Source organism: Streptomyces kunmingensis (assembly GCF_039533535.1).
GTDB classification, from domain to species: Bacteria; Actinomycetota; Actinomycetes; order Streptomycetales; family Streptomycetaceae; genus Streptomyces; species Streptomyces kunmingensis.
In genome coordinates this window covers 49303-70836 of record NZ_BAAATS010000022.1, presented here as the reverse complement: position 1 = coordinate 70836, position 21534 = coordinate 49303, and the positions used below count along the sequence as shown (strand labels likewise).

The window sequence follows — 21534 nt, the reverse complement described above, 5'->3', positions numbered from 1 at the left end:
CCACCCACACCGCTCACATCGCAGCAGGTTCCTCATACCGGGAGAGTTCGAAAGGCCGGCTCGCCGCCCTGACCGGCTACGAGGCGTTCGACCACGACGGGCAGCTGCTCGGCTCGTTCGGGGTGTTGCCGAAGAAGTCGGTCAACCGCACGACCTGGGAGTTCGAGCAGCCCGGCCTCGGCAGGCTCACCGGTACCGAGCGCAGCGTCGCGACCGCGCGGGCGCGGCGGCTGCTGACGCTCCTCGACACGCTCGGTGAGATCGCGGGGGCCTTGGTGAAGTACCACTTCGACTTCGAGCGTGACGGCGAGCCGGTGTTCAGTATCGACAGCCCAAGGTGTTCGACGACTGGTACCGCCTAACGGTGCACGAGGACGCCGTCGACCGAAGGTTGCTCTTCGCGCTGGCGGTGCCGATGGAGGCCCGACAGCGAGGCTAGCGGTGTCTGCGGGCTCCGCTCCCCTCCTCCGCTGCCGCGATGTCACTCCCGGCGATCTGTATGGCGTATGAAGAAACGTTCCTTCGGTTCACGCGCGAGTGACATCGCACATCAGAGGGGCCTCGCACGGGGATGGCCGAGCATGTCCCGCGGCTCGCTGCTGTTCGTCATCCGGAGAGCCGCCACACCCTCTGACCGATCGGAATGGGTCCCATGAGACTCCGCTATGCCACGGCCGCCGCATTCGGCGCTCTCGCACTCCTGGTGACGCAGTCCGCGTCCGCGAGCGCCGCCGCCGGTGACTTCTCCTACAAGTTCATCGGATCCGACGGCGCTCCGCAGTCGGTCACCCTCCACGACCTGCAGAGCCCCGGCTGCGTCGCACTCCCCGAAACCGCCGACCCCAGTTCCTCCGCGCCCGCCTTCGCCCCGCACAACGACACCGACGAATGGGTCATGGTGTTCACCGAGCCCGACTGCACCGGTGATTCGTGGACTCTGCGCCCGCACGGACACCCCACGACGGAGCGACTCGCCCTGCGCTCGGTGTTCCTGACCGGCCGTCACTAGTACGGCACTGCCGCAGACCGCGGACAGCCCCGCCCGTCCACCCGGGCGGGGCCCGGAACCGCTACACGTCAGACGAACTCCGCACGGGCCTCACGGACCGGGTCGCTCCCGGCCCCGAGCGCGTACGGCCGACGAGTCCGAGCAGGAAACCGACGGGGATGGTGATCAGTCCCGGGGTCTGGAGCGGGAACCAGTGGATGTCGTGGCCGGGGAAGACAGCGACCGGCGAGCCCGTGACGGCCGGGGAGCCGACCAGGAGCACCACGATGAGCGGAAGGGTCCCGTAGACCGTCCAGCGCACTCCGGTAGCGGAGTAACCCGGCAGGAAGAGCGCGTACAGCAGGACCGGGGCGAGCACCGAGGCCGCGACGGTGAACGACAACGAGATCAGTGTCAGCCTGCCGCGGTCCGCGAGGACGGCCGACAGCACGACGGTGACGGCGCCCACGAGGACGATGGCCGCGCGTGCCTGCCGGATCTCCCTGGCCGCAGACCGGTTCCCGGTGCCGTGGGCGGGCCGGGCCCTGAAGTCGCGAGCGATGCTGGAGGCGGCGGCCAGCGTGATACCCGCGACGGCCGCGAGGGTGGTCGCGAAGACGGCGCACGCGACGATCGCGAAGAGCATGCTGTGCCGCGCGCCACCGGCAACGGGATCGAGCGCGCCCGTCACCATGAGCAGTGCCGTCGCTCCCCCGGGGTCCGCGGCCCGGATCGCGTCCCGGCCGATCAGGGCGCAGGCCCCGAGTCCGGCCACCACCACCCCGGCACACACCACCGCGACGGGGCCCACCGCCCATGCGACGGCGCGCCGGGCGGTACGCGCGTCCCGGAGCGGGTGCAGGCGCATGGTGATGTGCGGCAGACAGGCGGCGCCCACCAGGAGGGTGGTCTGGAAGCCGATCAGGTCGAGGCGGCCGGCCAGGGAAGGGCCGAAGTGGAGGCCCGGGCGTGCGTAGTCGGCGCCGGCTCCTGAGTGGTCGCGGGCGGCGCCGAACAGGGCCGGTGGTGACCATCCGTACCGGGCGAGGACGATACCGGCGAGAAGCAGCAGGGCGGTGAGGGTCACACCCACTTTGAGGATCTGTACGTAGCCGACGCCGCGCATCCCGCCGAATGCCGCGTAGCAGATCATGAGGGCGCCCCCGGTGACCGTACAGCCGTTGAGCGCGCCGTCGGGGAGGCCGAACATGGCGGCCATGATGCGTCCGGCGGTGGTGAGCTGCACCAGGAGCAGCGGGGCGAGGACGACGAGGCTCGCGATGCCCAGCGCTCTGCGTACGGACGGGTCACCGAGCCGGTCGGTGAGGAGGTCTCCCAAGGTGAACACGCCGCTGCGGCGCAGGGGTTCACCCAGGAACCGCATGACCAAGTAGAGCGAGAGGACGGTGGCGCCGGCGAAGAGCATGCCGTCGGCGCCGTCGAGGGCGACCGCCCCCGTGGTGCTCAGCAAGGTGGCCGCGGAAATGTAGTCCCCGGCGATGGCGAGCCCTCCGCCGACCGGTCCGAAGGCGGCGCTGCCTCCCGCGTAGAAGTGCTCGGGGTCGTCCACGTCGGCCGCCGCGAGCCCGCACAGCAGCAACGACACGGCGACGAAACCGAGGAAGACGACGACGGCCAGCGGCTGTCCGCCGCCACCGGTCACGGTCGGTGCTCCCGCGCGAAGGGATGGTCGCGGCGGGGCGGGGTGCCTGAGGGCGGAGTTGCGCGTGTTGCGGAAGACATGCCGCGCATGGCACCAGCCGCCCGACGGTGCGTACAGGGGACGGGGGCGTTCCGGAGGCGCATGCACAGCACGGGCTCGGCGGCGTTGTGCGGCGGCACAAGAGTCCCGCTCGTCGAGCGGCCCGTCGGGCACGGTGACAGCGCCGTGGGTGCGGTCACCGTCGACCTGGTTGTCGGGCGTCAGCAGCGCGGTCGGCAGTCCCATCCGGTGTGCGGCGGTCAGCAGGCCGTCGTCCATGCTGCGGGGGGAGCCGTGTTCGCGGTCGCGTAGACAGTCACGGGGCGCGCCTGGCTGACATCGTCAACACCGGTCGTACTGCCACAGCACGCCATCGCTCTCCTGGAAGTGGAACCCGCAGCGCTCCAGCAGCCGGTCGGCCGTTTCCTGGGGGAAGAGCCGGAACCGAAGGCGCTGATGGGCGAGGACCACTCCCTGGTCCTCGATGAAGTAGTCCTTGGTGTGCCGGCCCTCCGGGTCGACCGCGACGTGCTGCGTGTAGACCAGGCCTCCCGGAAGGGTGCGGTCGTAGCGTCGGTGGGGGCCCTGGACGGAGAGCAGCAGGGAACCGCCGGGCCGGATGGCCGCGGCGAGGTTGGCCAGTCCCGCCGCGTTGTCCTCCTCGTCCATCAAATGACTGCTCAGCCATGACTCTTCGCCGTTCTGGACGATGTACCAGACGCCGCCGATGGAGTACGCGACGTCGAAGGCCGAGGGCGAGGACATGTCCAGGACGTCTTCGCGGGCGAGCCGCGCACGGTCGCCCAGTCTGTCGCGGGCCTGGGCAAGCATGTTGTCGGTGTGGTCGATGCCGGTGAGCCGCAGGTCCTGCGGGCCGAGTGCCAGCAACCGGTCTCCGACCAGGCCGGTGCCGATCCCCAGCTCCAGCACGTCTCTGCGGGGGCCGATGCGGGTGAGCAGATTGCGCGCGTAGGCGTCGTAGTCGTAGTAGCCCGAGGTCATGACAAGGTCGTAGAAGTGCGACAGATCGGCATAGGAGTCAGGCACGCACCGGACGGTAGCGATCCGTTTCGCCGAGCAGCAAGGATGCGTTTTGAGCCCGTGCCGGTCGCTGACGGCCTCTGCCGGTTCGCCCCTGACCTGTGCCCTGTGTCCCGTGTCCTGTGACCGTACGAATTTCGGCTGGAACTCGGCCCTTACCGCCCACATCGACTTCGGTGGCGGCGACGATCGAGGATGCGGCGAAGTCCCGGCACCGAAGGGGTTGGAAGTACGGGGAGTTGGTGCTGATGGAGGACCAGAAGTGAAGACGCCTGGTGGGCTTCTCGTGTATCAGGGACGGAAGGCGTCGGCGTGTGCGGCGGCCCATTGAGCGAACGACCGTGGCGGCCGGCTGAGGACTTCCTCGACCGCTGAGGTCGTCCTGGCCACTGTCTCGGGCACGGTCGCCCACATGTGCAGCATGAACTCGATGCCCTCCTCGGGCCGGCCCTCGGCTCGCCACTGGTGGCGCGCCTGATCGTGGGTCAGCTCGGTGAAACGGAGTTCACGGCCGGTCGCCCCCGCGATGGCGGACACCTTGTCGGCCGGTGTGAGTGCTTCGGGGCCCGTCACGACGAGGCGCCTTCCCGCGTGGCCGCCCTTGCTCAGCACAGCTGCGACGACGTCGGCGACGTCCGCCTCATCGACAGAGGCGGTCCTGCGGTTCGCGTACGGCTCGCGCACTTCCGCTGTGTCGCGGATTATCTCCGCCCATCCCAGCGCGTTCGACATGAGATCGATCGGCCAGATGAAGGTCCACTCCAGACCGGAGCCGCGCACGGCCTGCTCCAGCTCTCCCTCTTCGCCGGGCGACAGGATCGTCAGGCGCCGCACGCCCGCCCCGGCGGCCATGGCCATGATCTGCGTCCCCGTCCGCAACGGGGCGTGGTCGTGCCCCGCGGTTCCGAGCAGGTGCACTGCGGAGACGCCGTCGAGAGCCGCTGCCAGCGTCTGCGGCTTCGTGAGATCGCCGCCCACCACTTCGACACCGCTGGGCACGCCGGTCGCCTCGGCCGGGGTGCGGGTGAGCGCGCGAACCGTGTGTCCGGCCTGCCGAAGCCGTTTCACCACGTGGCGGCCCAAGGATCCCGTCGCGCCGGTAACCAGAATTGTCACGTTGCTCCTCAGCGGCTGGCTGTTGATGTGGCACCGCGTCGAGCGGCGCGGCCGGGCCTTCCTGCTGTTCGCCCGCCGTCGAAGCGTAGGGAGCATCTAGGTCAGGATCTGTCCCTTGTCGCTGCCAGTGGGCCTCGCTTGCGGAGCAGCGGCAGTTTCCCCCCGGCCGAACATCTGCCGCTTGATCATCGTGATGTGATCGACGCGGCCTTCGACGGGGCCGGAGCCAACGAGCCATTCCGTCCACGCTCCCCGCCCTGTTCCCGACCGAGATCCGCTACGGCGGACTGTCGGTCGCCTTCAACCTCTCCGTCTCACTGTTCGGCGGCATCACCGCGGTCGTCAACGCCCTCCTGATCCAGGCCACGGGCAACGTCGACGTGCCGGGCTACTACCTCATGGCCGCCGGTGTGGTCGGCGCGGCGGCGTGCTGCTTCGCCACGGAATCCGCGGGCCGCCCGCTGCCGGGATCCGCGCCCGCCGTCGAGGCCCGACAGCAGACAGCGACGTAGCGGCGTACACCCGGCTGGGTCGGAGCGGACAGTGCCTGGGGCACGGGGCCCTTGCCGCCGGACGACCTTGACCAGCTCGTCTACACCGGTCGTTTGTCGGCCCCTTGTCGCACGTCCGGCGGCGGAGTCAGCTCGCGTCGCGGTTCCGGCAGCTGCTGCGTGGGAACGCGAACGCGCTCCTCCCGGTCCCAGCGCCCTGTCGTCACCGCGTAGCCGTAGATGACCGAGGCGAGCGACAGCAGCACCAGCGGCCCGAACAGCCACGGGTGGCCGGCCATCTCCAACGACAGGTAGCGGTAGGCCAGGAGCAGCGCCGTGAAGACGGCGGTGCCCTGGACGACAAGGCGGATCCCCGCACGGTCCCAGCCGCGGTCGAACGTACGCAGCCCCGCGTCGATCGTGAGCGTGAAGACCACTCCGGCGACGATGTCCGCGCCGTAGTGGTAGCCGAAACCCAGCGTCGCGCACAGCGTGGCGAGGAGCCAGAACACGCCGACGCACCGCAGGGCCGTCGGGCCCTTGCGGGAGTGCAGGAAGATCGCGGTGGCCCAGGCCGTGTGCAGGCTGGGCATGCAGTTGCGCGGGGTGATCTCGTCGAACGGCATCGGGTGCGGAGGGCTGATCGGCGTCAGCGTGTTCGGCCACAGATCGGCCACCGCCCAGAGGCCGCCCTCGGTGCCGTAGGCGTAGACCGGTCCGACCACCGGGAAGATCATGTAGATGCCCGGGCCGAGCACGCCGATGACCAGGAAGGTGCGCAGCAGATGGTGGCGCGGGAAGCGGCGCGTGGCAGCCACATTGCGCAGTTGGTACAGGGCGACGACGACCGCGGCCACCGCGAGTTGGACGTAGACCCAGTCGAGGATGTGTGCGCCGACGGGGCCCGAGGCCTCCACGATCCGGCCCGCCAGCCATGAGGGGGCGCCCAGCGCGTGATCGGCGGCCGCCACGTACTGGTCGAGCACCAGGGGGCGGGATTTCCACGTGATCAGCAGCCAGGTGTCGCCGACCTTGCGGCCGGTCACCAGGAGCAGGGCCAGGCCGACCCCCTTGAGCAGCAGCGCGCGCTCCTCGCCCGCGCGGCGGGTCACGGCGATGACGGCGCAGGCCAGCGTCACCAGCAGGGCCCCGTTGCCCACCATCATCCCGGCATCGGCCAGCCATCGCACGAACCAGAAGACGAGATCGATGCCGAGCGCGGCGCCCAGCGCGACGAAACGCTGTCGCCAGGTGAGGACCACCATCATCAGCGCCATGCTGGCGTACAGCACCGTCCCCGACTTGGGGGCGAAGACCACTTCCCGCACCTGGTTCGTGAGCGGTCCCGGCTCGCCGTAGCGGCGCGCGAGAACCTCCAGGACGGCGAAGAAGCCGAGCGTCACGACCCCCGCCGCGATCCACAGCATGGTGCGGGGCCGCCACCGTGCGGCGGGCCCGGTTGTGTCGTCCTGTCGCGAGAGTCCTCGCGTTGACGTGCTTCTCAATGTTCGGCCGCTTATTCGTCGTGACGGCATCCGCCGAGTGGGGGCTTGCGGAGGCGAGTTGGATGGACAGGGCCTCATATTGTGGCAGGCACGGGCAAGCTTCCGACCTCGAATGTGCCCGCCCGACCGGCAGAAGCGAGCACGCGTGCACACTCCCCGCATCATCGACCCGGCGTTGCCGTGCGGCAGCTCCCCCGCGTCGGTCTGGTACACGGCGTACGGCTCGAACATGCACCTCGAGCGGCTCGCCGCGTACATCCGGGGAGGGCGACCGGTCGGCGCGGCGCGGGAGTATCCCGGTTGCCGCGACACCGCCATGCCGATCCGCTCCCTCCCGGTGGGACTGCCAGGGGGGCTGTACTTCGCTACGGAGTCTCCCGTGTGGGGCGGAGGCCGCGCTTTCCACGACCCCGGGGTCAGCGGTCGCGTGCCGGCCAGGGCACACCTGGTGACACCCCGACAGTTCGCGGACATCGCCGCTCAGGAGATGTACCGCGAGCCGGGAGCCGACCTCGACCTGTCCGAGGTACTCCGGGCCGGACGTGCGGTTCTGGGAGAAGGCCGGTACGAGACGCTCGTGTGCGCGGGACAGCTCGACGGTTCGCCTGTGCTGACCTTCACGGCGCCTTGGGGTAGGGACGATGTTCCATGGGTGGCACCGTCCCCCGCCTACCTGCGCTGTCTGGCCTCGGGCCTCCTCGCCACCGGCGCGTGGACGATCCCGGCGATCGCGGCGTACCTCGCCGCCTGCCCCGGGGCGGAGGGGCACTGGTCGCAGAGGCGCGTGAGCGACCTCCTGCGCAACGGGAACTGAGGGGCGACAGGGCAACCTGCGGGTAGGAGAGCGTGGCGGCGCCGGTCAGCGCTGCCGCGGCACGCGTGCGAGAAGGTGCTCGTGCCGGGTAACCGTGGGAGAAAGATCCGACAGGGCGTCCTCCGGGCGCCTCGCAGAACGGAGAGCACATGGCGACGTACACGTTCGGGCGGGAAGCGGGCCACCGGCTCCAGGTCACCCTGTCGGACGAGCCGGACAAGGCGGCGGTCCAGCTCAAAGAACGGCTCGAGGAGCTGGAACTGACGAACGACCATTTCCGGGTGAGCGTCGAAGGCTCCACCGTCGTCGTCGCCGGGGACTCCGCGGTACAGGACCAGAAGGAGAAGATCCTGCTCGCGCTGGGCAACGTGGAAGGGGTCACCGCGGTCGAGGACCGCGTCACGGCCGGGCAGGAAGGGATCGTCCCGCGCTTCCTCACCGTCCAGGACGGCGAAACACTTCACGACGTCGCCGGACGCGCCTACGCAGGACCGGATGCCGTCAAGCGGTTGCTGGCCGCCAACCGCCCCGCCCTGAGCGGCGCCGACGGCATCTACGCCGGTCTCGTCGTGCGCGCCCCGGCCTGAAGTACCGCGTGGTCCCTCACGGTCGCAGCGCGCCGTGCGATGCCGACGCCGTCGCCGGCCTCCCCGTGCAGGTGACAAGCCGGACCGACGTTCGAACGGCGGGCCGTGGGTCGTCGCAGCCGCAGCGGGCATCACTTGGGCAGCGCCCGGCACCACCACGGCGAGGAGCCCCACATATGCTGCACGGCCTCGACATCAGCGCGTTCCAGCCGCCCTCCTACGCCACCGACGACCTCTCCTTCGTCTTCGTCAAAGCGACCGAAGGCCGCTCCTACACCAACCCCCGCCTCGAAGCCCAGACACGGACGGGCCGCCGGGCCGGTCTGGTCGTCGGCTTCTACCACTTCCTGTGGCCCGGCCGGATCCGCGCCCAGGCCAGGCACTTCCTGTCAAAGATCCCCGACAAGGCCGGCGACATCCTGGCCGTGGACTGGGAGGCCACCGGCAACGGAAGCCATGCCAGCAGCCAGGAGAAGGACCGCTTCATCCGCAGGCTGAAGAAACTCCGGCCGCATCACCGGATCGTTCTCTACACCAACCGCGACTTCTGGCGGAACACCGACACCTCTTCGTACGCCGGCGACGCGCTGTGGATCGCCGACTACGTCACCGCCGGCGAACCCCGTATCGAAGCCGACTGGCTCTTCCACCAGTACACCGCGCACCCCCACGACAAGGACGTGGCCCACTTCGCCGATCACGACGCTCTGCGCCATTGGGCCGACAGCGCCTGACGGCTTCGCGGCGAGCGGTCGGCAGGAGGTCCCGCCCCGCCATCTACCCCTTGTTCTTGGGGTCCTGGTGGGGCCGGGCGGCGGGCATGGCGGGAAGGAGGCCGGTGTCGATGACGGCCATGGCGATCCTGCCGATGTGTTCCTGATGGTTGTGGGCGTGCGCGCGTATGGCCGCATAGGCGTCGTTGAGGGACACCCGGCGGCGGACGGCGACAATGCCCTTGGCCTGCTCGATGACGATGCGGCCGTGCAGGGCGCTGTGCAGTTGCCCGTTGACCGTTTCCTGCCTGCCCAGGGTACGGGCGTGCAGCAGGCCGATCGTGGCGGCGTCCGCCAGCGCCTGGGCCAGCAGCAGATCGTCCGGCGACAGGGCGCGGTCGCCGGTGTGCAGCAGGAGCAGGGCGCCCAGGCTGTCCCCGCGCAGACGCAGGGGTACCGCGCTCGGCAGGGCATAGCCGGCCTGTTCGAGGGCGGTGTGCAGGCGTGGCCAGGCGGGAGCCGGTTCGCCGGGGACGGGGTAGTCGGGGATGGCGGCGTGGGTGGTGCGGTAGGCCTCGACGGCGGGGCCCTCGAGGCAGGCCGCGTCGATGACGCGTTGCAGGGCGGGCTGCGGGTTGCAGGGGGCGGGGCTGTAGAGGCGGGGGGCGGGGTGGGCGAGGTAGACGACGGCGTCGGTGATGTCGAGGAGTTCGCTGCAACGGACCGTCATCTGCTGGAGGAACTCGATGAGGTCGAAGTCCTCGACGAGAGTGTCGGCGAGTTCCACGAAGGTCCGGGCGAGGTGTTCTTCCCTGCTCATGCGGCGGCTTCTTCCTGCACTCTCGGCACGGTGCTGCGGGGGGGGGTGAGGGCTATGCGGGCAGTTCGCGTTCGAGGATGATGTGGGCCGTCGCCATCAGGGTCCGGCCCGTCGAGTAGGCCTCGGCGCGCAGCCGGACCAGCGCTTCGGGCAGGGAGATGTCGAGCTTTCCGCTGAGGACACCGGTGGCCTGGTGGACCTCGGCCCGGTGCAGATCCACCGCACCCGCATGCCCCGGACCGTCCTGCGCGGCCGGGCTGTCGGGCCAGCGGGACAGCATGTGCGCGGCGAGGGTGTCGGCGACCAGCCAGCCCTCGGCCCGCTGCTGTTCGCTCAGCGCGCCCTCGGTACGCCGGTAGCCGGTCAGGGTGCCGGTCTGGACCGCGCCGATGCGCACCGGCCACACGAACACTGCGGCCACGCCCAACTCCTGGGCCTCGGGCACGAACTGGGGCCAGAAGCGCATCATCAGCCGGTCCACGTCAGGTACTTCGCGTACCCCCTCACCGGCTGGAAACAGCAGCCCGGGCCCCTGACCGAGGACGGCCTGCACATCCTCGAGCCGGGCACTGGTCTGATCACTGAACCAGAGCAACTCCCCCTGCACCGAGACGGCCACCCCGTCCAGGCCCAGGGCGTGCGCGCAGTTCACGGCCCACATACGGCGCTGTTCCTCACTCGCCGCGGTGTCCATACCATCCAGCAGTTCCTGGACCGTCACGCCGCCGCTGCTGCTCATCCGCAGCCCCCCCTCGGAGCCTTGAGCGGATCATGCCTCCGGGCGGACAACCCTCGCGGGCCGGCCCCCTCTCCACCGTAGCGCGGGCGTCCCTTTCCGGACCCCGACCGGCGGGACACGCGGCTTCAGCTCAGCGCAGCGTCTGTGCCCCTATGACCGAGAGCAGTTGCAGCTTCTCGTAGCTGTCGCTGCCGGGGGCGGCTGTGTAGACGAGGAGGAAGTGAGCCTGGCCCGGGTCCACCAGCGTCTGGCAGTTCAGCTCCAGCGCGCCGAGTTCAGGGTGGACGAAACGCTTTACGTCGTGGGGACGGACGCCGACCTCGTGGTCGTTCCACACCTTGCGGAACTCCTCGCTGTGAGCCAGCAGCAGGTCGGCGTAGTCGGCGGCGCGCGAGCCGGGGCCCCGCACCGTGACCACCTCACGCAGCCCCGAGACGAACATACGGGTGAGGAAGGGATGGTCCTCGGGAGCGTAGAGCCTTCGCGTGGCGGGGTCGGTGAACCATCGGTAGCCGATGCTGCGCGCCGGACCGCTGAGACCGGTCGTGTCCCCGGTGAGCGCCACACCGAGCGGAGTCTGGCGCAGGGTCTCACCGAGCTCCGTGACGATCTCCGCGGGCGTGTCGTCCAGTCGATCGAGGACCCGCAGCAGGCCGGGGCTGATGTGCTCGCTGATCGCGCCGCGCGTGGGCGGAGTGTGCCCGGCGAGCCGGAACAGGTGGTCGCGTTCGTCCAGCGACAGATGGAGTCCCTGCGCGATCGAGGCGATCATCTGCTCGGACGGCTGCGGGCCCCGCTCCCGCTCGATGCGCGCGTAGTAGTCGGTCGACATATGGCAGAGCGACGCGACCTCCTCCCGCCGTAGCCCGCTCGTCCTGCGACGTCGCCCGCGCGGGAGGCCCACGTCCTCGGGTTGGAGCGACTCCCGGCGGCGCCGGAGGAAGTCCGCCATCCCGGCCCGGTCGATCACCATCCGTACCTCCCTGTGTGCTCGCTCATGTCTACCTCCGGCGCGACTTCGTATCCACGGCTTGCCGATCCCCCCTTCCCGGCAGTTGCTCTGTCCGCGGATCGGCAGGCCCTGAATACCGCCGCCGTCATCCACGACCGTAGAGACAACAGCCCAGCCACCAGGAGCGAACACATGCCGCGCAAACCCACCGACATCACCGTCCCCGACCTCTGCGGCAAGCGCGCCGTCGTCACCGGAGCCAGCGACGGCATCGGCCTGGGACTCGCCACACGGCTGGCCGCGGCCGGGGCGGAGGTGCTGCTGCCCGTGCGCAATCCGCGCAAGGGCGAGGCGGCCGTCGCCCGGATCCGGCAGGCGGCACCCCACGCGAAGATCGCGCTCCACTCTCTCGACCTGTCGTCGCTCGACTCCGTCGCCGCCCTCGGCGAGACCCTGCGCGAGGAAGGGCTCCCGGTCCACATCCTTGTCAACAACGCCGGCGTGATGACTCCGCCGGAGCGGCAGACGACGGCCGACGGGTTCGAGCTGCAGTTCGGGACCAACCATCTCGGCCACTTCGCCCTGGTGGCCCACCTCCTGCCGCTGCTGCGGGCCGGCCAGGCCCGGGTGACCTCGCAGATCAGCGTCGCGGCCAACCAGAACGGCATCAACTGGCAGGACCTGAACTGGGAACGCTCCTACAACGGCGGCCGCGCCTACAGCCAGTCGAAGATCGCGTTCGGTCTCTTCGGCCTCGAACTCGACCGCCGCAGCCGGGCCGGCGGCTGGGGCATCACGAGCAATCTGGCCCATCCCGGAGTCGCCCCCACGAGCCTGCTCGCCGCGCGCCCCGAGATCGGCCGCGACCGGGACACCTTGGGAGTACGGCTGATCCGCACCCTGTCCGCCCGCGGCATCCTTCTCGGGACGGTCGAGAGCGCCAAGCTCCCGGCCCTCTACGCCGCGACAGGTACCGATGCCCGCGGTGCCCGACTCTACGGACCGAGCGGCCCCGGTCACCTCGGTGGTCCGCCCGCCGAGCAGAGGCTCTACTCCCGCCTTGGCGGCGCCGAGGACGCCCAGCGCATCTGGGCCGCCTCCGAGGAACTGACGAAGGTGACGTTCCCGGACAGCTGACCTCGTCCGCCGTTGAAGACGCCGTCGAACAGGACGGGAGCAGCCGGCTTCACCGTCAGGTTGTAGGCGCCTTCGGCGACCTCGGCGAAGGAGTAGCGGCCCCGGGCGTCGGTGGTGACGGCGTCCAGCGGTGCGCCGTTCAGCTCGACCTTTGCGCCCGCCAGAGCCTTGCCGGTGACGTCGAGGACGGTGCCGGAGACCGCGTGGGAGGCGACCGCCGTCAGCGCGGCGTCCTGGCTGAACGCCTGCTGGGCGGTGAGGGTGACGCCGGTGGCCGAGCCGTTCGCGTAGCCGTAGCCGTAGCCGCTGAACGTGAAGGAGTAGGTACCGGCTGGCAGCGGCAGGCGGTACGTGCCGTCCGGGGTGTCGTCGACGTCGTGGGCGCCCTCGTCGAGGAGTTCGCGGGTCGCGTCGATGTCGCCGACCACAGCAGCGCGACCGCGCCGGCGACGTGCGGGGTCGCCATCGAGGTGCCCGACTCGGTGTTGTAGGCCGAACCGGGCCGGGTGGAGCGGACGTCGACGCCCGGCGCCGAGATGTTCGGCTTCATGGAGCCGTCGACCAGCGAGGGGCCGAAGCCGGAGAACGAGGCGATGGCACCGGCGGCGTCGTACGCGCCGACACCGTAGGAAGGCGCCTGCGAGCCGGGGGCGTGCGCGGTGGAGCAGGTCTTCCCGTCACCGTCGTTGCCCGCCGCGAACGCCTCGAAGATGCCCGCCGAGTTCCAGGCCTCGACGATGTCCTGGTAGAACGTCGTGTCGCCGCCGCCCGAAGCTGCCGTCCCCGTTGTTCCCGCGGTACTGGGCGACGAGGTCGGGGTGGTCGTACTGCACGCCGGAGTCGACGTTGGCGATGACGATGCCCTCGCCGCGGTCGGCGTACTGGTTCCATACGTCGTCGGCGTTGATGTCGAAGACGCCCTACTCCGGGGTGGAGTCCCCGGTGGCGGACGATCCCGTGCGCGCCGTGGTGACCTTGCTGTAGGCCGTCTCGGTGTCGTCGAGCTTGTAGTGCTGTTCCTTGACGATCGACGCCACGTCCGGGCGCTTCGCGAGCTCGTTCACCAGCTTATGGTCGCCGGTGACCTGGACGGTGTGGGCGATCCGGTAGTCCTGGTGGCCGACCTTCTTCTTGTCCAGGAACGAAGTGAGCGAGGACTGCGTGTCCTCGGCCGTCGCGCGCAGCTCCTTGAAAGCGGCTCTCGCTCTGGCGGCGTGGGTCTTCTGCTTCTTGGCGCCGGACAGATCGGCCTGGTCCTGGAGGACGACGAAGAAGGACGCGACGCCGCCGTGGGAGAGGGCGCCGGCGAGCTGGGCGTCGACCTTGGCCGTATCCCCACCGTGCGCCGTCGGTGCGGCGAGAGCGGGTATGGGGCCGGCGATCAGGGTGGCCGCGGTGAAGACGGCTGCCACCCGGGGGGTTGATCTGCGCCGTGGCGGTCGGGGCAGGGGCATCGGGGAACTCCTCGGGGGAAAGTGCGACTGCCCGACCGTAGGTTTCCGCCGTTACTGAGGAATTACTGGATCCGCGCGAGCGACCAGGACGCAGGGCGGCGCGCGGGCCGCCCTGCACAGACGAGGGGCGGTGCGATCGCCGCACCGCCCCTCGGGTTGAGCGTGATCAGCCGACCGGAGCCGCAGGTGAGGCGGCCGAGTCGGCCTCCTCGGCGAGTCGCTCCATGCCGCTGGTGTCCTTCAGCGGCTTCTCCTTGATGAACACCACGGCGATCAGGGCAAGCAGCGCGAACGGCGTGGCCACGAGGAAGAGGTCGCCGGTGGCGACACCGTAGGCGTGCTCCACGATCTCCCGCATCGGGGCCGGCAACGTGGTCATGTCCGGGACGCTGTGGCCGCCGCCCTGAGTGGCGCCCGCGGAGATCCCGGAATCGGCCAGGCCCTTGGTCATCTCGGTGGCGACCCGGTTGGCGAGGATCGCGCCGAGGACGCTGGTGCCGATGGTGCCGCCCATGCTGCGGAAGAACGACAACACGGAGGTGGCGGCGCCGAGTTCGGATGCCGGGACATCGTTCTGCGCGGCCAGGACGAGGTTCTGCATCAGCATGCCGACGCCGATGCCGAGGATCGCCATGTAGGCGCTGAGCAGGCCGAAGTGGGTGTCTGCGTCGATGGTGGACAGCAGGGCGAGGCCCACGGCCATGGCGATGGCGCCGGCGACGAGGTACACCTTCCAGCGGCCGGTGGCGCTGATGATCTGCCCGGCGACCGTGGAGGAGACGAGCAGGCCCAGGATCATGGGCAGGCTCATCAGCCCCGCGATCGTGGGGGACTTGCCCAGGGCCACCTGGAAGTACTGCGAGAGGAACACGGTGCCGCCGAACATGGCCACACCGACCAGCAGGCTGGCGAGGGTGGTCAGCGACACGGTGCGGTTGCGGAAGATGCCGAGCGGGATGATCGGCTCGGGCACACGTGCTTCGACGAAGATCGCGGCGACCAGCAGCAGCACTCCCCCGCCGGTCAGGGCGGCGGTCTGCCAGGACGCCCAGTCGAACTGGTTACCGGCAAGGGAGACCCAGATCAGCAGTGCGCACACACCGGCGACGATGAGGAAGGCACCCAGGAAGTCGATCTTCGCCTCGCGGCGGACGGTGGGCAGCTTCAGGGTGAGCTGCAGCAGCACGATGGCGAGGAGCGCGAACGGTACGCCGATGAAGAAGCACCAGCGCCAGCCCAGCCAGGAGGTGTCGACCATGACGCCACCGATCAGCGGTCCCGCGACGGTGCCGACGGCGAACACTGCGCCGAAGATGCCCGCGTACTTGCCAAGGCGGCGGGGCGGGATGATGGCGGCCATGACGACCTGCGCCAGGGCCGTGAGTCCGCCTGCGCCGATGCCCTGGGCGACGCGGCTGAAGATGAGCAGATTGACGTCGTGGGAGAAACCGGCGAGCAGCGAGCCGACGACGAACATGCCCAGCGACAGCTGGAGCAGCAGCTTCTGGTTGTAGAGGTCGGAGAGCTTGCCCCACAGCGGCACGGTCGCCGTCATGGCAAGGAGTTCGGCCGTGACGACCCAGGTGTAGGAGGACTGGCTGGCGCCGAGGTCGGCGATGATCCTGGGCAGCGCGTTGGCGACCACGGTCCCGGCCAGGATGGCGACGAACATGCCCGCCATCAGCCCGGACATGGCCTGGAGTATCTGCCGGTTTGTCATGGTGGTCGGTGGCGCCTCTTCAGGCACCGCTGTTGCAGTCACTTCGTCTCTTTCGCATTTCTGACGGCGATCGTGGAACACGTCCGCGCGTGCGGGACTCGCCCGACGGGGCGCGGCAGCCGCGCGCCGGGGGCGAAGGGGGGAACGTCGTGGTCGGTCGGGCCGGTTCGACCGGTCCTCACCGACGGGGGGTGGCAGGCGGTTCGGGCAGACCGGCGGCCAGGTGCTCGAACGCCTCACGGAACACCTCGGTGAACGTGGTCTCGTCCTGCCGTACGCACCAGTGCTCGACGGCGACGCGGCAGGCCGTGACGCCGACTGCGGCCACCAGGCGGGGATAGAGCCCCAGTGCCCGTCGGCGCCGCTCGGCCTCGGCCTCCGAGCCCGTCCGGCGGTCGCCGGAGAACAGCGGTGAGCCGGCCCCGATCCGTGCGGCGATCACTTCGGCCAGAACGATCTCGTCGGCCATGTGGGCACCGATGCTGCGCGAGAGGAGATCGGGCGAGCGGCGCAGTACGTCGGCATGCAGCTGCCACAGCTCCTGCTGTTGCTCGATCTCCGACAGCTCCAGTGCCATGGCGTCACGCAATGCTTCGAGCGCCGTGTGTTCGTGCGGCGCGTCGAGCACGGCGCGCCGGACCCGGGCGCTCGACTCCGCGCCGACCATCACGAAGACCTCGTCGCGGGAGTCGAAGTAGTTGAAGAAGGTCCGCGGGGACACACCGGCCGTCTCACTGATCGCGTCGACGGTCACGTTCTCCACCCCGTGCTCCGCGGCCAGTCGTACGGCCGCTTCTACGAGTGCGGCGCGCGTGGCCTGCTTCTTGCGCTCGCGCCAACTGTCCTCAGGGGCAACCTTCTCATCCACACTTTGCATACTACGCAAAAATGCAGGATCTGCAATCTCGGCAGGCGCGGAGGTCGGCGGGGCGTGCGAGCGGGACGGCGAAGTTGCGCGGGCCTGAAATTCCCCCAGGCTGAGATGCAGCGCGGGGAAAGAGAGAAAGAAAGTGGGAAAAGCATGACCTCACCGCTCCGGTCCACGTTCCTCGCGGCGTGCACGCTGCTCACGGCCTTGCTGCCCGGCACCCAGACAGCCTGGGCCGGACCGCCTCCCGTGCCCGGGGCACCGACGCACCAGGTGCCTCGGTGGACCGCCGCGGCCGACGGCCGGCGCCACGCCGACACCGACCGCGCCGGCGGCATGGCGGCCGATGTCGTCGCCGACGTCAACGAGCGTCGTGCCGAGGCGGGGTGCCGTCCGGTTCGATTGCGGTCCTCGCTCAACCGGGCCGCTCGGGCACACAGCGCCGACATGGCCCGCAGCGGACGCCTGGAGCACACCGGCTCGGACGGGAGCGATCCACTGCAGCGCATGCGCGCCGCCGGTTACCGGCCCGCCTACGCGGGCGAGGCCATCGCCGACGGTGCCGATACCGCGAGCGCTGTCGTCACGTTGTGGATGGACAGTCCCTCGCACCGCGACCTCATCCTGACGTGCCGCTTCACCCATGCGGGTGTCGGTATGGCAGACGGGTCCGGCGGCCCCTGGTGGACCCTGGACCTGGCCGCGAAGCGGTAAGCGCGAGACGGCCGCGCCGGGTTCGGGCGACCGGTCCGGCGCGGTGACGGCGGGGCGAGGTCCGTATGCGCGGGTCGGTGCGCTCCCTCCCTCACCGAACCGTCGCCGCGCGGTGGTCGCGGAAGAACTCGGTGATGTCCTGGGCCAGCAGGCCGGGTTCCTCGTGAGCGGCGAAGTGGCCGCCGCGGGGCATGTGGGTGTAGCGCGTGATCGTGTACGTGCGCTCGGCCCAACTCCGTGGCGGGCGGCTCAGGTCGGCGGGGAAGAGGGCGACCGCTGTGGGCACGTCCACGCGCTCCACGCGCCGCGTCAGGCCCTGGGCGTACTCGTAGTAGGGCCGGAACGAGGTGGAGACCGTGCCGGTGAACCAGTAGAGGGACGCCTGGGTGAGCAGATAGTCGTCGCTGAAGCGTGCCGACAGGTCTCCCCCGCAGTCGCTCCACGCGCGGTACTTCTCCACGATCCAGCCCAGCAGACCGGCGGGCGAGTCGGTGAGTGCGGGAGCGAAAGTGAGAGGGCGGGTGTTCTGCTGGTGCTGGTAACCGCCTTCCTCCGCCTGCCAGTTCGCGACCGCGGCGAGGTGTGCCTCCTCGTCGGGGGTGAGTCCGGCCGGGTCGTACGCGGCCGGAGCGGCCAGCGCGAGCAGGTGGATGCCGGTGACCGCCTCGGGGTGCGCCTCGGCCAGCCGTGAGGTGATGCCCGCGCCCAGGTCTCCACCGTGTGCCGCGTAGCGCTCGAAGCCGAGTTCGTCGTGCATCAGGCGGTGCCAGAGTTCGTGGGTCTGTTCGGGTTCGGCCTCGGCGAGAGCGGGCCGCTGAGGGGAGAAGGCGAAGCGTAAGAACAGGCGTTCTTATCGCTGCTTCGCCCAACGATCGGCATGTCATTTGGTGAGGACGAGACTGACGTTGTGGCCGCCGAAGCCGAACGAGTTGGCCAGTGCGGCGGACCACCGGCCCGTGCGTCGCTCACCGCGCACCACGTCCAGTTCCACGCGCGGGTCGAGTTCGTCGAGGTTGAGCGTGGCCGGCACCGTGCCGTCCCTCAGGGCCAGCAGAGCGACCATGGCACCCACGGCTCCGGACGCGCCCACCATGTGACCTGTCATCGACTTCGTCGCGGTCACCGCGGTGTGGCTGCCGATCACTCGGCCGATCGCTTCGGCCTCCGCCAGGTCACCGGACTCCGTGGAGGTCGCGTGGGCGTGCACGACCCCGATGTCCGCCGGCGCCAAGTCGGCGTCGCGCAGCGCCAGTTCCATGGCGAACATCTGGCCTTCGGCGTCGGAGGCCGTGATGTGGTTCGCGCTCGAACTGACGGCATTTCCGGCCAGCGCGCCATAGACGCGTGCTCCGCGGGCCCGCGCGAACTCGGCGCGTTCGAGCACCATCATGGCCGCGCCCTCCCCCATCACGAACCCGGACCTGTCGACGTCGAACGGACGGGACACGCTCTGCGGGTCCACGGATCGCGTCGACAGGGCCTTCATCTGAGCGAACGCCGCCAGGGTGAAGGGATGCAGGCACGCCTCCACCCCGCCCGCGACGACCACGTCCGCGCGCCCACTGCGAATGAGGTCCTGCCCCAGGGCGAGGGCTTCGGCTCCGGACGCGCAGGCGCTCACCGGAGACCTGGCACCCGCCTTCGCGCCCAGGTCCATGCTCACCCAGGCAGCAGGCCCGTTGGGCATCAACATCGGCACCGCGAACGGCGACAGCCGGCGAATCCCGGCCCGCTCGAAGATGTCGTCCTGTCCGAGTGTGGTGAGGACGCCGCCGGTTCCCGTACCGATGACCACGGCGAGCCGTTCGGGCTCCACCTGCGGGGCACCGGCGTCCCGCCACGCCTCGCGCGCGCCGAGAAGGGCGACCTGCTCCCCTCGGTCCAGCTTTCTGGCCTCGGCCCTCGGCAGCAGGGAGGCCGGGTCGACCGTGAGCCCGGCCGCAACATGCACGGGCAGGTCCGCCGCCCAGTCCTCCTCCAGGAACCGCACTCCCGACTTGCCGTCCAGCAGCCCTGCCCAGGACGACGCGGCGTCGGATCCCAGCGGTGTCATCGCACCGACGCCCGTCACCGACACGCCACCATTACGGGTCACACGAGCCTCCCTTTGTATGGATGTTACATAGCGCTGAATTGCCTCATGGCAATCATGTCAGCGCAGAAGAGGGATGCCAGGAGTGAAGGTGACCGTTCCGCGGGCGTGAGCTTGTGACATACCGACAAAGGTTCGCACTCGGCTCGACGAGTTGTCGGTTGAGGGCGATGCCCTCTCGGTGTCCCGCTAGTCGGAGGTGAGCAGCCACGCGACGAGGGTGCGCCAGTGATCGGGCCGGTCGGTGTCACGCGGGCCTACGAGGTAGACCTCCTCGACGAGGTCGGCGGAGTGCAGACCGTTCCGGGCGACGAACGAGCCGACGGCGGCGTAGGTGACGTCGAGGTCGTCGTGCGGGCCGCGGTGGGTGGCGACGGCGGCCCGGCGCCGGGGCAGGTCGAGTTCCCGTACGGCGAGCGGGGCTCCTGAACGCAGGGGCGGTTCGGCCGGGAGATAGACAGTGGCGCGGCCGTGGCCCTCGGTGAACAGTTCGTGTGCGTAACGGCCGCCGGGCGGAAGGACCGGACGAGCGTCGGCTGCCGCGTCCAGATCCCGCATCGCGGTGTCGTACCAGCTCAGATCGCTGCCGGGCGGGATGTCCAAGGATACGGAGAGGACGCTCTGCGGGGGCAGCACCTCCATCTCCACCGCCCGCTCGGCCACCGGGTCGAGAAGTTCGCGTAGCGTCCGGACCGCGCGCTGGGTGCGGCCGAGCCGGTCCTCCAGGCGGCGCAGGTGAGCGGCGACGATCTGTTGCGCCGCGCCGGGATCGGCCGCGTCCTGCCCGGCCGTGGTGTCGCCGCTGGACTCCGCTTCGAGGAAGCGGCGCAGGTCCGGCAGGGGGAGGTCGAGTTCGCGGAACCTCCGGATGGTCAGGGCCGGCCGGATCTGAGCGGGCGCGTAGTAGCGGTAGCCGGTGAACGGGTCGACCTCGGCGGGGATGAGGAGGTCCTGCTCGTGGTAGCGGCGCAGGGTGCGGACGCTCAGGTGTGTGATGCGGGAGAACTCCCCGATCGTCAGGCGCTGTCGCTCGGCCACGATGTTCTCCTTCAGGTGCGCACGGGCCCGCGGGCCGGTCCGATCGGGCCCGGTGCGGTCCCGTCCCGTCCCGACCGGCCCGGCCGGTGTCGTCTCACGGGCGGATGTCCAACAAGGTGATCTTCCCTGCCGTGTCACGCTCGAAGGTGAAGCGAAGGGTGACGGGGCTGCCGGGGAAGTCGCCGGCGATCTCGGCGACGGCCGCGCAGGCGGTGGCGGTGCCGGTGACCTCCTGAACGCTGTAGCGCACGGGAGGGACCTCGGCGCGCCAGCGGCGCACGGCCTCGATCCCCCGGTGGGTCCGGCCGTCGTCGTGCACGACGACATCGTCGGCGAAGAGCGCGAAGTAGCGCTCGCTGTCGTCGGCGACGGACGCGCCGACGTACGCGGCGGCGAAGCCCTGGATGTCCTGCGGCTGTTGGGTGTCCTGCGGAGGTCGGGTGTCCTGCGGAGGTCGGGGGTCCTGCATGGTCTGCTCCGTATGTGTGTCAGAGGGTGCGAAATACGTGTCAGAGGGTGCGGACGGTGCCGCCGTCGACGACGTGTTCCGTGCCGGTGACCGCGCTCGCCCGGTCGGACGCCAGGAAGGCGATGACCTCGGCGACCTCTTCGGGCTCGGCGGGTCTGCCCAGTGGGATGCCGCCCAGCACCCGCATCAGGTCGTCGAGCGCGGCTGTCCGGCTGATGCCGTGCTCGCTCATCCGGCGCGCGAGGAGGTGTTCGGCGCCCTCGGTGCGGATGAAGCCGGGGGCGACCGAGTTGACCCGGACCCCGGCCGGCGCGACCTCGTTCGCGAGACCCTTGCTGTAGGTGGCCAGGGCGCTCTTGGCCGCGGCATAGGCGAGTGTCGAGTCGTGCAGCGGCATCCGGCGCTGGATCGAGGTCACGTGGACCACGGCCCCCGACCCCCGCGCCGCCATGCCCGGGACGAGGGCGCGGTCCAGGCGCACTGCCGGGAACAGGTTGAGTGCCAACTCCTCGTCCCACAGCGCGTCGTCGAGAGCCCGGTACCCGCCGCCCGGGGCCCGGGAGCCGTCCGTCGA

Annotated in this window: 20 protein-coding genes and 3 pseudogenes; 8 read left to right on the top strand and 15 right to left on the bottom strand. The window is 70.2% G+C overall.

Annotated elements, in window-relative coordinates:
- Positions 1-122 precede the first annotated feature (122 nt).
- Entirely contained in the window at positions 123-362 is a 240-nt protein-coding gene (locus ABD366_RS26385) for a hypothetical protein (RefSeq protein ID WP_324765851.1), read from the top strand.
- A 290-nt stretch (positions 363-652) separates the two neighbouring features.
- Complete coding sequence (locus ABD366_RS26380) at positions 653-1009, top strand: hypothetical protein (protein WP_324765852.1); 357 nt, start codon at positions 653-655, stop codon at positions 1007-1009.
- Between the two features lie 61 nt (positions 1010-1070).
- Here ABD366_RS26380 and ABD366_RS26375 read toward each other — a convergent pair whose 3' ends face one another.
- From ABD366_RS26375 to ABD366_RS26365, 3 genes are all read right to left on the bottom strand, one after another.
- Positions 1071-2969 carry a sodium/solute symporter gene (locus ABD366_RS26375; protein WP_411293595.1) on the bottom strand — a complete coding sequence of 633 codons (1899 nt, stop codon included), beginning with the start codon at positions 2967-2969 and terminating at the stop codon, positions 1071-1073.
- A 63-nt stretch (positions 2970-3032) separates the two neighbouring features.
- Positions 3033-3737: a class I SAM-dependent methyltransferase gene (locus ABD366_RS26370; RefSeq protein ID WP_324765853.1), complete on the bottom strand. Its 705-nt coding sequence runs from the start codon at positions 3735-3737 to the stop codon at positions 3033-3035.
- A gap of 285 nt (positions 3738-4022) precedes the next feature.
- Positions 4023-4847, bottom strand: coding sequence for an NmrA family NAD(P)-binding protein (locus ABD366_RS26365; RefSeq protein WP_324765854.1), 825 nt, complete (start codon positions 4845-4847; stop codon positions 4023-4025).
- A gap of 233 nt (positions 4848-5080) precedes the next feature.
- Here ABD366_RS26365 and ABD366_RS26360 point away from each other — a divergent pair.
- A pseudogene (locus ABD366_RS26360) lies at positions 5081-5359 on the top strand (MFS transporter); the annotation flags it as partial.
- Between the two features lie 80 nt (positions 5360-5439).
- Here ABD366_RS26360 and ABD366_RS26355 read toward each other — a convergent pair.
- Complete coding sequence (locus ABD366_RS26355; RefSeq protein ID WP_324765855.1) at positions 5440-6765, bottom strand: phosphatase PAP2 family protein; 1326 nt, start codon at positions 6763-6765, stop codon at positions 5440-5442.
- 307 nt (positions 6766-7072) lie between these two features.
- Between ABD366_RS26355 and ABD366_RS26350 the strand changes: the two genes are divergently transcribed.
- The 3 genes from ABD366_RS26350 (at position 7073) to ABD366_RS26340 (ending at position 8978) form a co-directional block, all read left to right on the top strand.
- On the top strand, positions 7073-7657 hold the full coding sequence (locus tag ABD366_RS26350; protein WP_324765924.1) for a histone deacetylase: 585 nt from the start codon (positions 7073-7075) through the stop codon (positions 7655-7657).
- A gap of 149 nt (positions 7658-7806) precedes the next feature.
- The gene (locus ABD366_RS26345) at positions 7807-8244 is read left to right on the top strand and encodes a BON domain-containing protein (protein ID WP_324765856.1); all 438 of its coding nucleotides are present in this window, start codon (positions 7807-7809) and stop codon (positions 8242-8244) included.
- Positions 8245-8420: 176 nt separating this feature from the next.
- Positions 8421-8978 (top strand): GH25 family lysozyme, encoded by a 558-nt coding sequence (locus ABD366_RS26340; protein WP_324765857.1) that lies wholly within the window; start codon positions 8421-8423, stop codon positions 8976-8978.
- Between the two features lie 43 nt (positions 8979-9021).
- On the opposite strand, the gene ABD366_RS26335 is transcribed toward ABD366_RS26340, so the two are convergent.
- From ABD366_RS26335 to ABD366_RS26325, 3 genes are all read right to left on the bottom strand, one after another.
- Positions 9022-9777: an ANTAR domain-containing protein gene (locus tag ABD366_RS26335; RefSeq protein WP_324765858.1), complete on the bottom strand. Its 756-nt coding sequence runs from the start codon at positions 9775-9777 to the stop codon at positions 9022-9024.
- 52 nt (positions 9778-9829) lie between these two features.
- A complete protein-coding gene (locus ABD366_RS26330; protein ID WP_324765859.1) occupies positions 9830-10516 on the bottom strand; it encodes an ANTAR domain-containing protein in 687 nt (228 codons plus the stop codon).
- A gap of 130 nt (positions 10517-10646) precedes the next feature.
- Positions 10647-11489 (bottom strand): helix-turn-helix transcriptional regulator, encoded by an 843-nt coding sequence (locus tag ABD366_RS26325; RefSeq protein ID WP_324765860.1) that lies wholly within the window; start codon positions 11487-11489, stop codon positions 10647-10649.
- Positions 11490-11660: 171 nt separating this feature from the next.
- Here ABD366_RS26325 and ABD366_RS26320 point away from each other — a divergent pair, with 171 nt between their 5' ends.
- Positions 11661-12605, top strand: coding sequence for an SDR family oxidoreductase (locus tag ABD366_RS26320; protein WP_324765861.1), 945 nt, complete (start codon positions 11661-11663; stop codon positions 12603-12605).
- 8 nt (positions 12606-12613) lie between these two features.
- On the opposite strand, the pseudogene ABD366_RS26315 reads toward ABD366_RS26320, so the two are convergent.
- The 3 genes and pseudogenes from ABD366_RS26315 to ABD366_RS26305 form a co-directional block, all read right to left on the bottom strand.
- A pseudogene (locus tag ABD366_RS26315) lies at positions 12614-14059 on the bottom strand (S8 family serine peptidase); the annotation flags it as partial.
- Positions 14060-14225: 166 nt separating this feature from the next.
- Positions 14226-15779: an MDR family MFS transporter gene (locus ABD366_RS26310; RefSeq protein ID WP_324765862.1), complete on the bottom strand. Its 1554-nt coding sequence runs from the start codon at positions 15777-15779 to the stop codon at positions 14226-14228.
- A gap of 178 nt (positions 15780-15957) precedes the next feature.
- Positions 15958-16656 carry a TetR/AcrR family transcriptional regulator gene (locus tag ABD366_RS26305; RefSeq protein WP_411293596.1) on the bottom strand — a complete coding sequence of 233 codons (699 nt, stop codon included), beginning with the start codon at positions 16654-16656 and terminating at the stop codon, positions 15958-15960.
- 144 nt (positions 16657-16800) lie between these two features.
- Between ABD366_RS26305 and ABD366_RS26300 the strand changes: the two genes are divergently transcribed.
- Complete coding sequence (locus ABD366_RS26300) at positions 16801-17361, top strand: CAP domain-containing protein (RefSeq protein WP_324765864.1); 561 nt, start codon at positions 16801-16803, stop codon at positions 17359-17361.
- Between the two features lie 91 nt (positions 17362-17452).
- Here the strand turns inward: ABD366_RS26300 and ABD366_RS26295 are convergent, their stop codons facing one another.
- The 5 genes and pseudogenes from ABD366_RS26295 to ABD366_RS26275 all read right to left on the bottom strand — a co-directional run.
- Complete coding sequence (locus tag ABD366_RS26295; protein ID WP_324765865.1) at positions 17453-18118, bottom strand: alpha/beta fold hydrolase; 666 nt, start codon at positions 18116-18118, stop codon at positions 17453-17455.
- Between the two features lie 123 nt (positions 18119-18241).
- Positions 18242-19456, bottom strand: a complete 1215-nt coding sequence (locus tag ABD366_RS26290; protein ID WP_324765866.1) for a beta-ketoacyl-[acyl-carrier-protein] synthase family protein — start codon at positions 19454-19456, stop codon at positions 18242-18244.
- Positions 19457-19642: 186 nt separating this feature from the next.
- Positions 19643-20491: a MerR family transcriptional regulator gene (locus ABD366_RS26285; protein WP_324765867.1), complete on the bottom strand. Its 849-nt coding sequence runs from the start codon at positions 20489-20491 to the stop codon at positions 19643-19645.
- 94 nt (positions 20492-20585) lie between these two features.
- Positions 20586-20960 carry a nuclear transport factor 2 family protein gene (locus ABD366_RS26280; RefSeq protein ID WP_324765868.1) on the bottom strand — a complete coding sequence of 125 codons (375 nt, stop codon included), beginning with the start codon at positions 20958-20960 and terminating at the stop codon, positions 20586-20588.
- Positions 20961-21000: 40 nt separating this feature from the next.
- Positions 21001-21525 (bottom strand): annotated as a pseudogene (locus ABD366_RS26275) (oxidoreductase); the annotation flags it as partial.
- Positions 21526-21534: the final 9 nt, after the last annotated feature.

Bases quoted from the DNA above. Each gene is read 5' to 3' on its own strand.
- ABD366_RS26380 (WP_324765852.1), top strand. From the start codon at position 653: ATGAGACTCCGCTATGCCACGGCCGCCGCATTCGGCGCTCTCGCACTC.
- ABD366_RS26375 (WP_411293595.1), bottom strand. From the start codon at position 2,969: ATGGACGACGGCCTGCTGACCGCCGCACACCGGATGGGACTGCCGACC.
- ABD366_RS26355 (WP_324765855.1), bottom strand. From the start codon at position 6,765: ATGCTGTGGATCGCGGCGGGGGTCGTGACGCTCGGCTTCTTCGCCGTC.
- ABD366_RS26350 (WP_324765924.1), top strand. From the start codon at position 7,073: ATGCACCTCGAGCGGCTCGCCGCGTACATCCGGGGAGGGCGACCGGTC.
- ABD366_RS26345 (WP_324765856.1), top strand. From the start codon at position 7,807: ATGGCGACGTACACGTTCGGGCGGGAAGCGGGCCACCGGCTCCAGGTC.
- ABD366_RS26340 (WP_324765857.1), top strand. From the start codon at position 8,421: ATGCTGCACGGCCTCGACATCAGCGCGTTCCAGCCGCCCTCCTACGCC.
- ABD366_RS26335 (WP_324765858.1), bottom strand. From the start codon at position 9,777: ATGAGCAGGGAAGAACACCTCGCCCGGACCTTCGTGGAACTCGCCGAC.
- ABD366_RS26330 (WP_324765859.1), bottom strand. From the start codon at position 10,516: ATGAGCAGCAGCGGCGGCGTGACGGTCCAGGAACTGCTGGATGGTATG.
- ABD366_RS26325 (WP_324765860.1), bottom strand. From the start codon at position 11,489: ATGGTGATCGACCGGGCCGGGATGGCGGACTTCCTCCGGCGCCGCCGG.
- ABD366_RS26320 (WP_324765861.1), top strand. From the start codon at position 11,661: ATGCCGCGCAAACCCACCGACATCACCGTCCCCGACCTCTGCGGCAAG.
- ABD366_RS26310 (WP_324765862.1), bottom strand. From the start codon at position 15,779: ATGACAAACCGGCAGATACTCCAGGCCATGTCCGGGCTGATGGCGGGC.
- ABD366_RS26305 (WP_411293596.1), bottom strand. From the start codon at position 16,656: ATGCAAAGTGTGGATGAGAAGGTTGCCCCTGAGGACAGTTGGCGCGAG.
- ABD366_RS26300 (WP_324765864.1), top strand. From the start codon at position 16,801: ATGACCTCACCGCTCCGGTCCACGTTCCTCGCGGCGTGCACGCTGCTC.
- ABD366_RS26295 (WP_324765865.1), bottom strand. From the start codon at position 18,118: ATGCACGACGAACTCGGCTTCGAGCGCTACGCGGCACACGGTGGAGAC.
- ABD366_RS26280 (WP_324765868.1), bottom strand. From the start codon at position 20,960: ATGCAGGACCCCCGACCTCCGCAGGACACCCGACCTCCGCAGGACACC.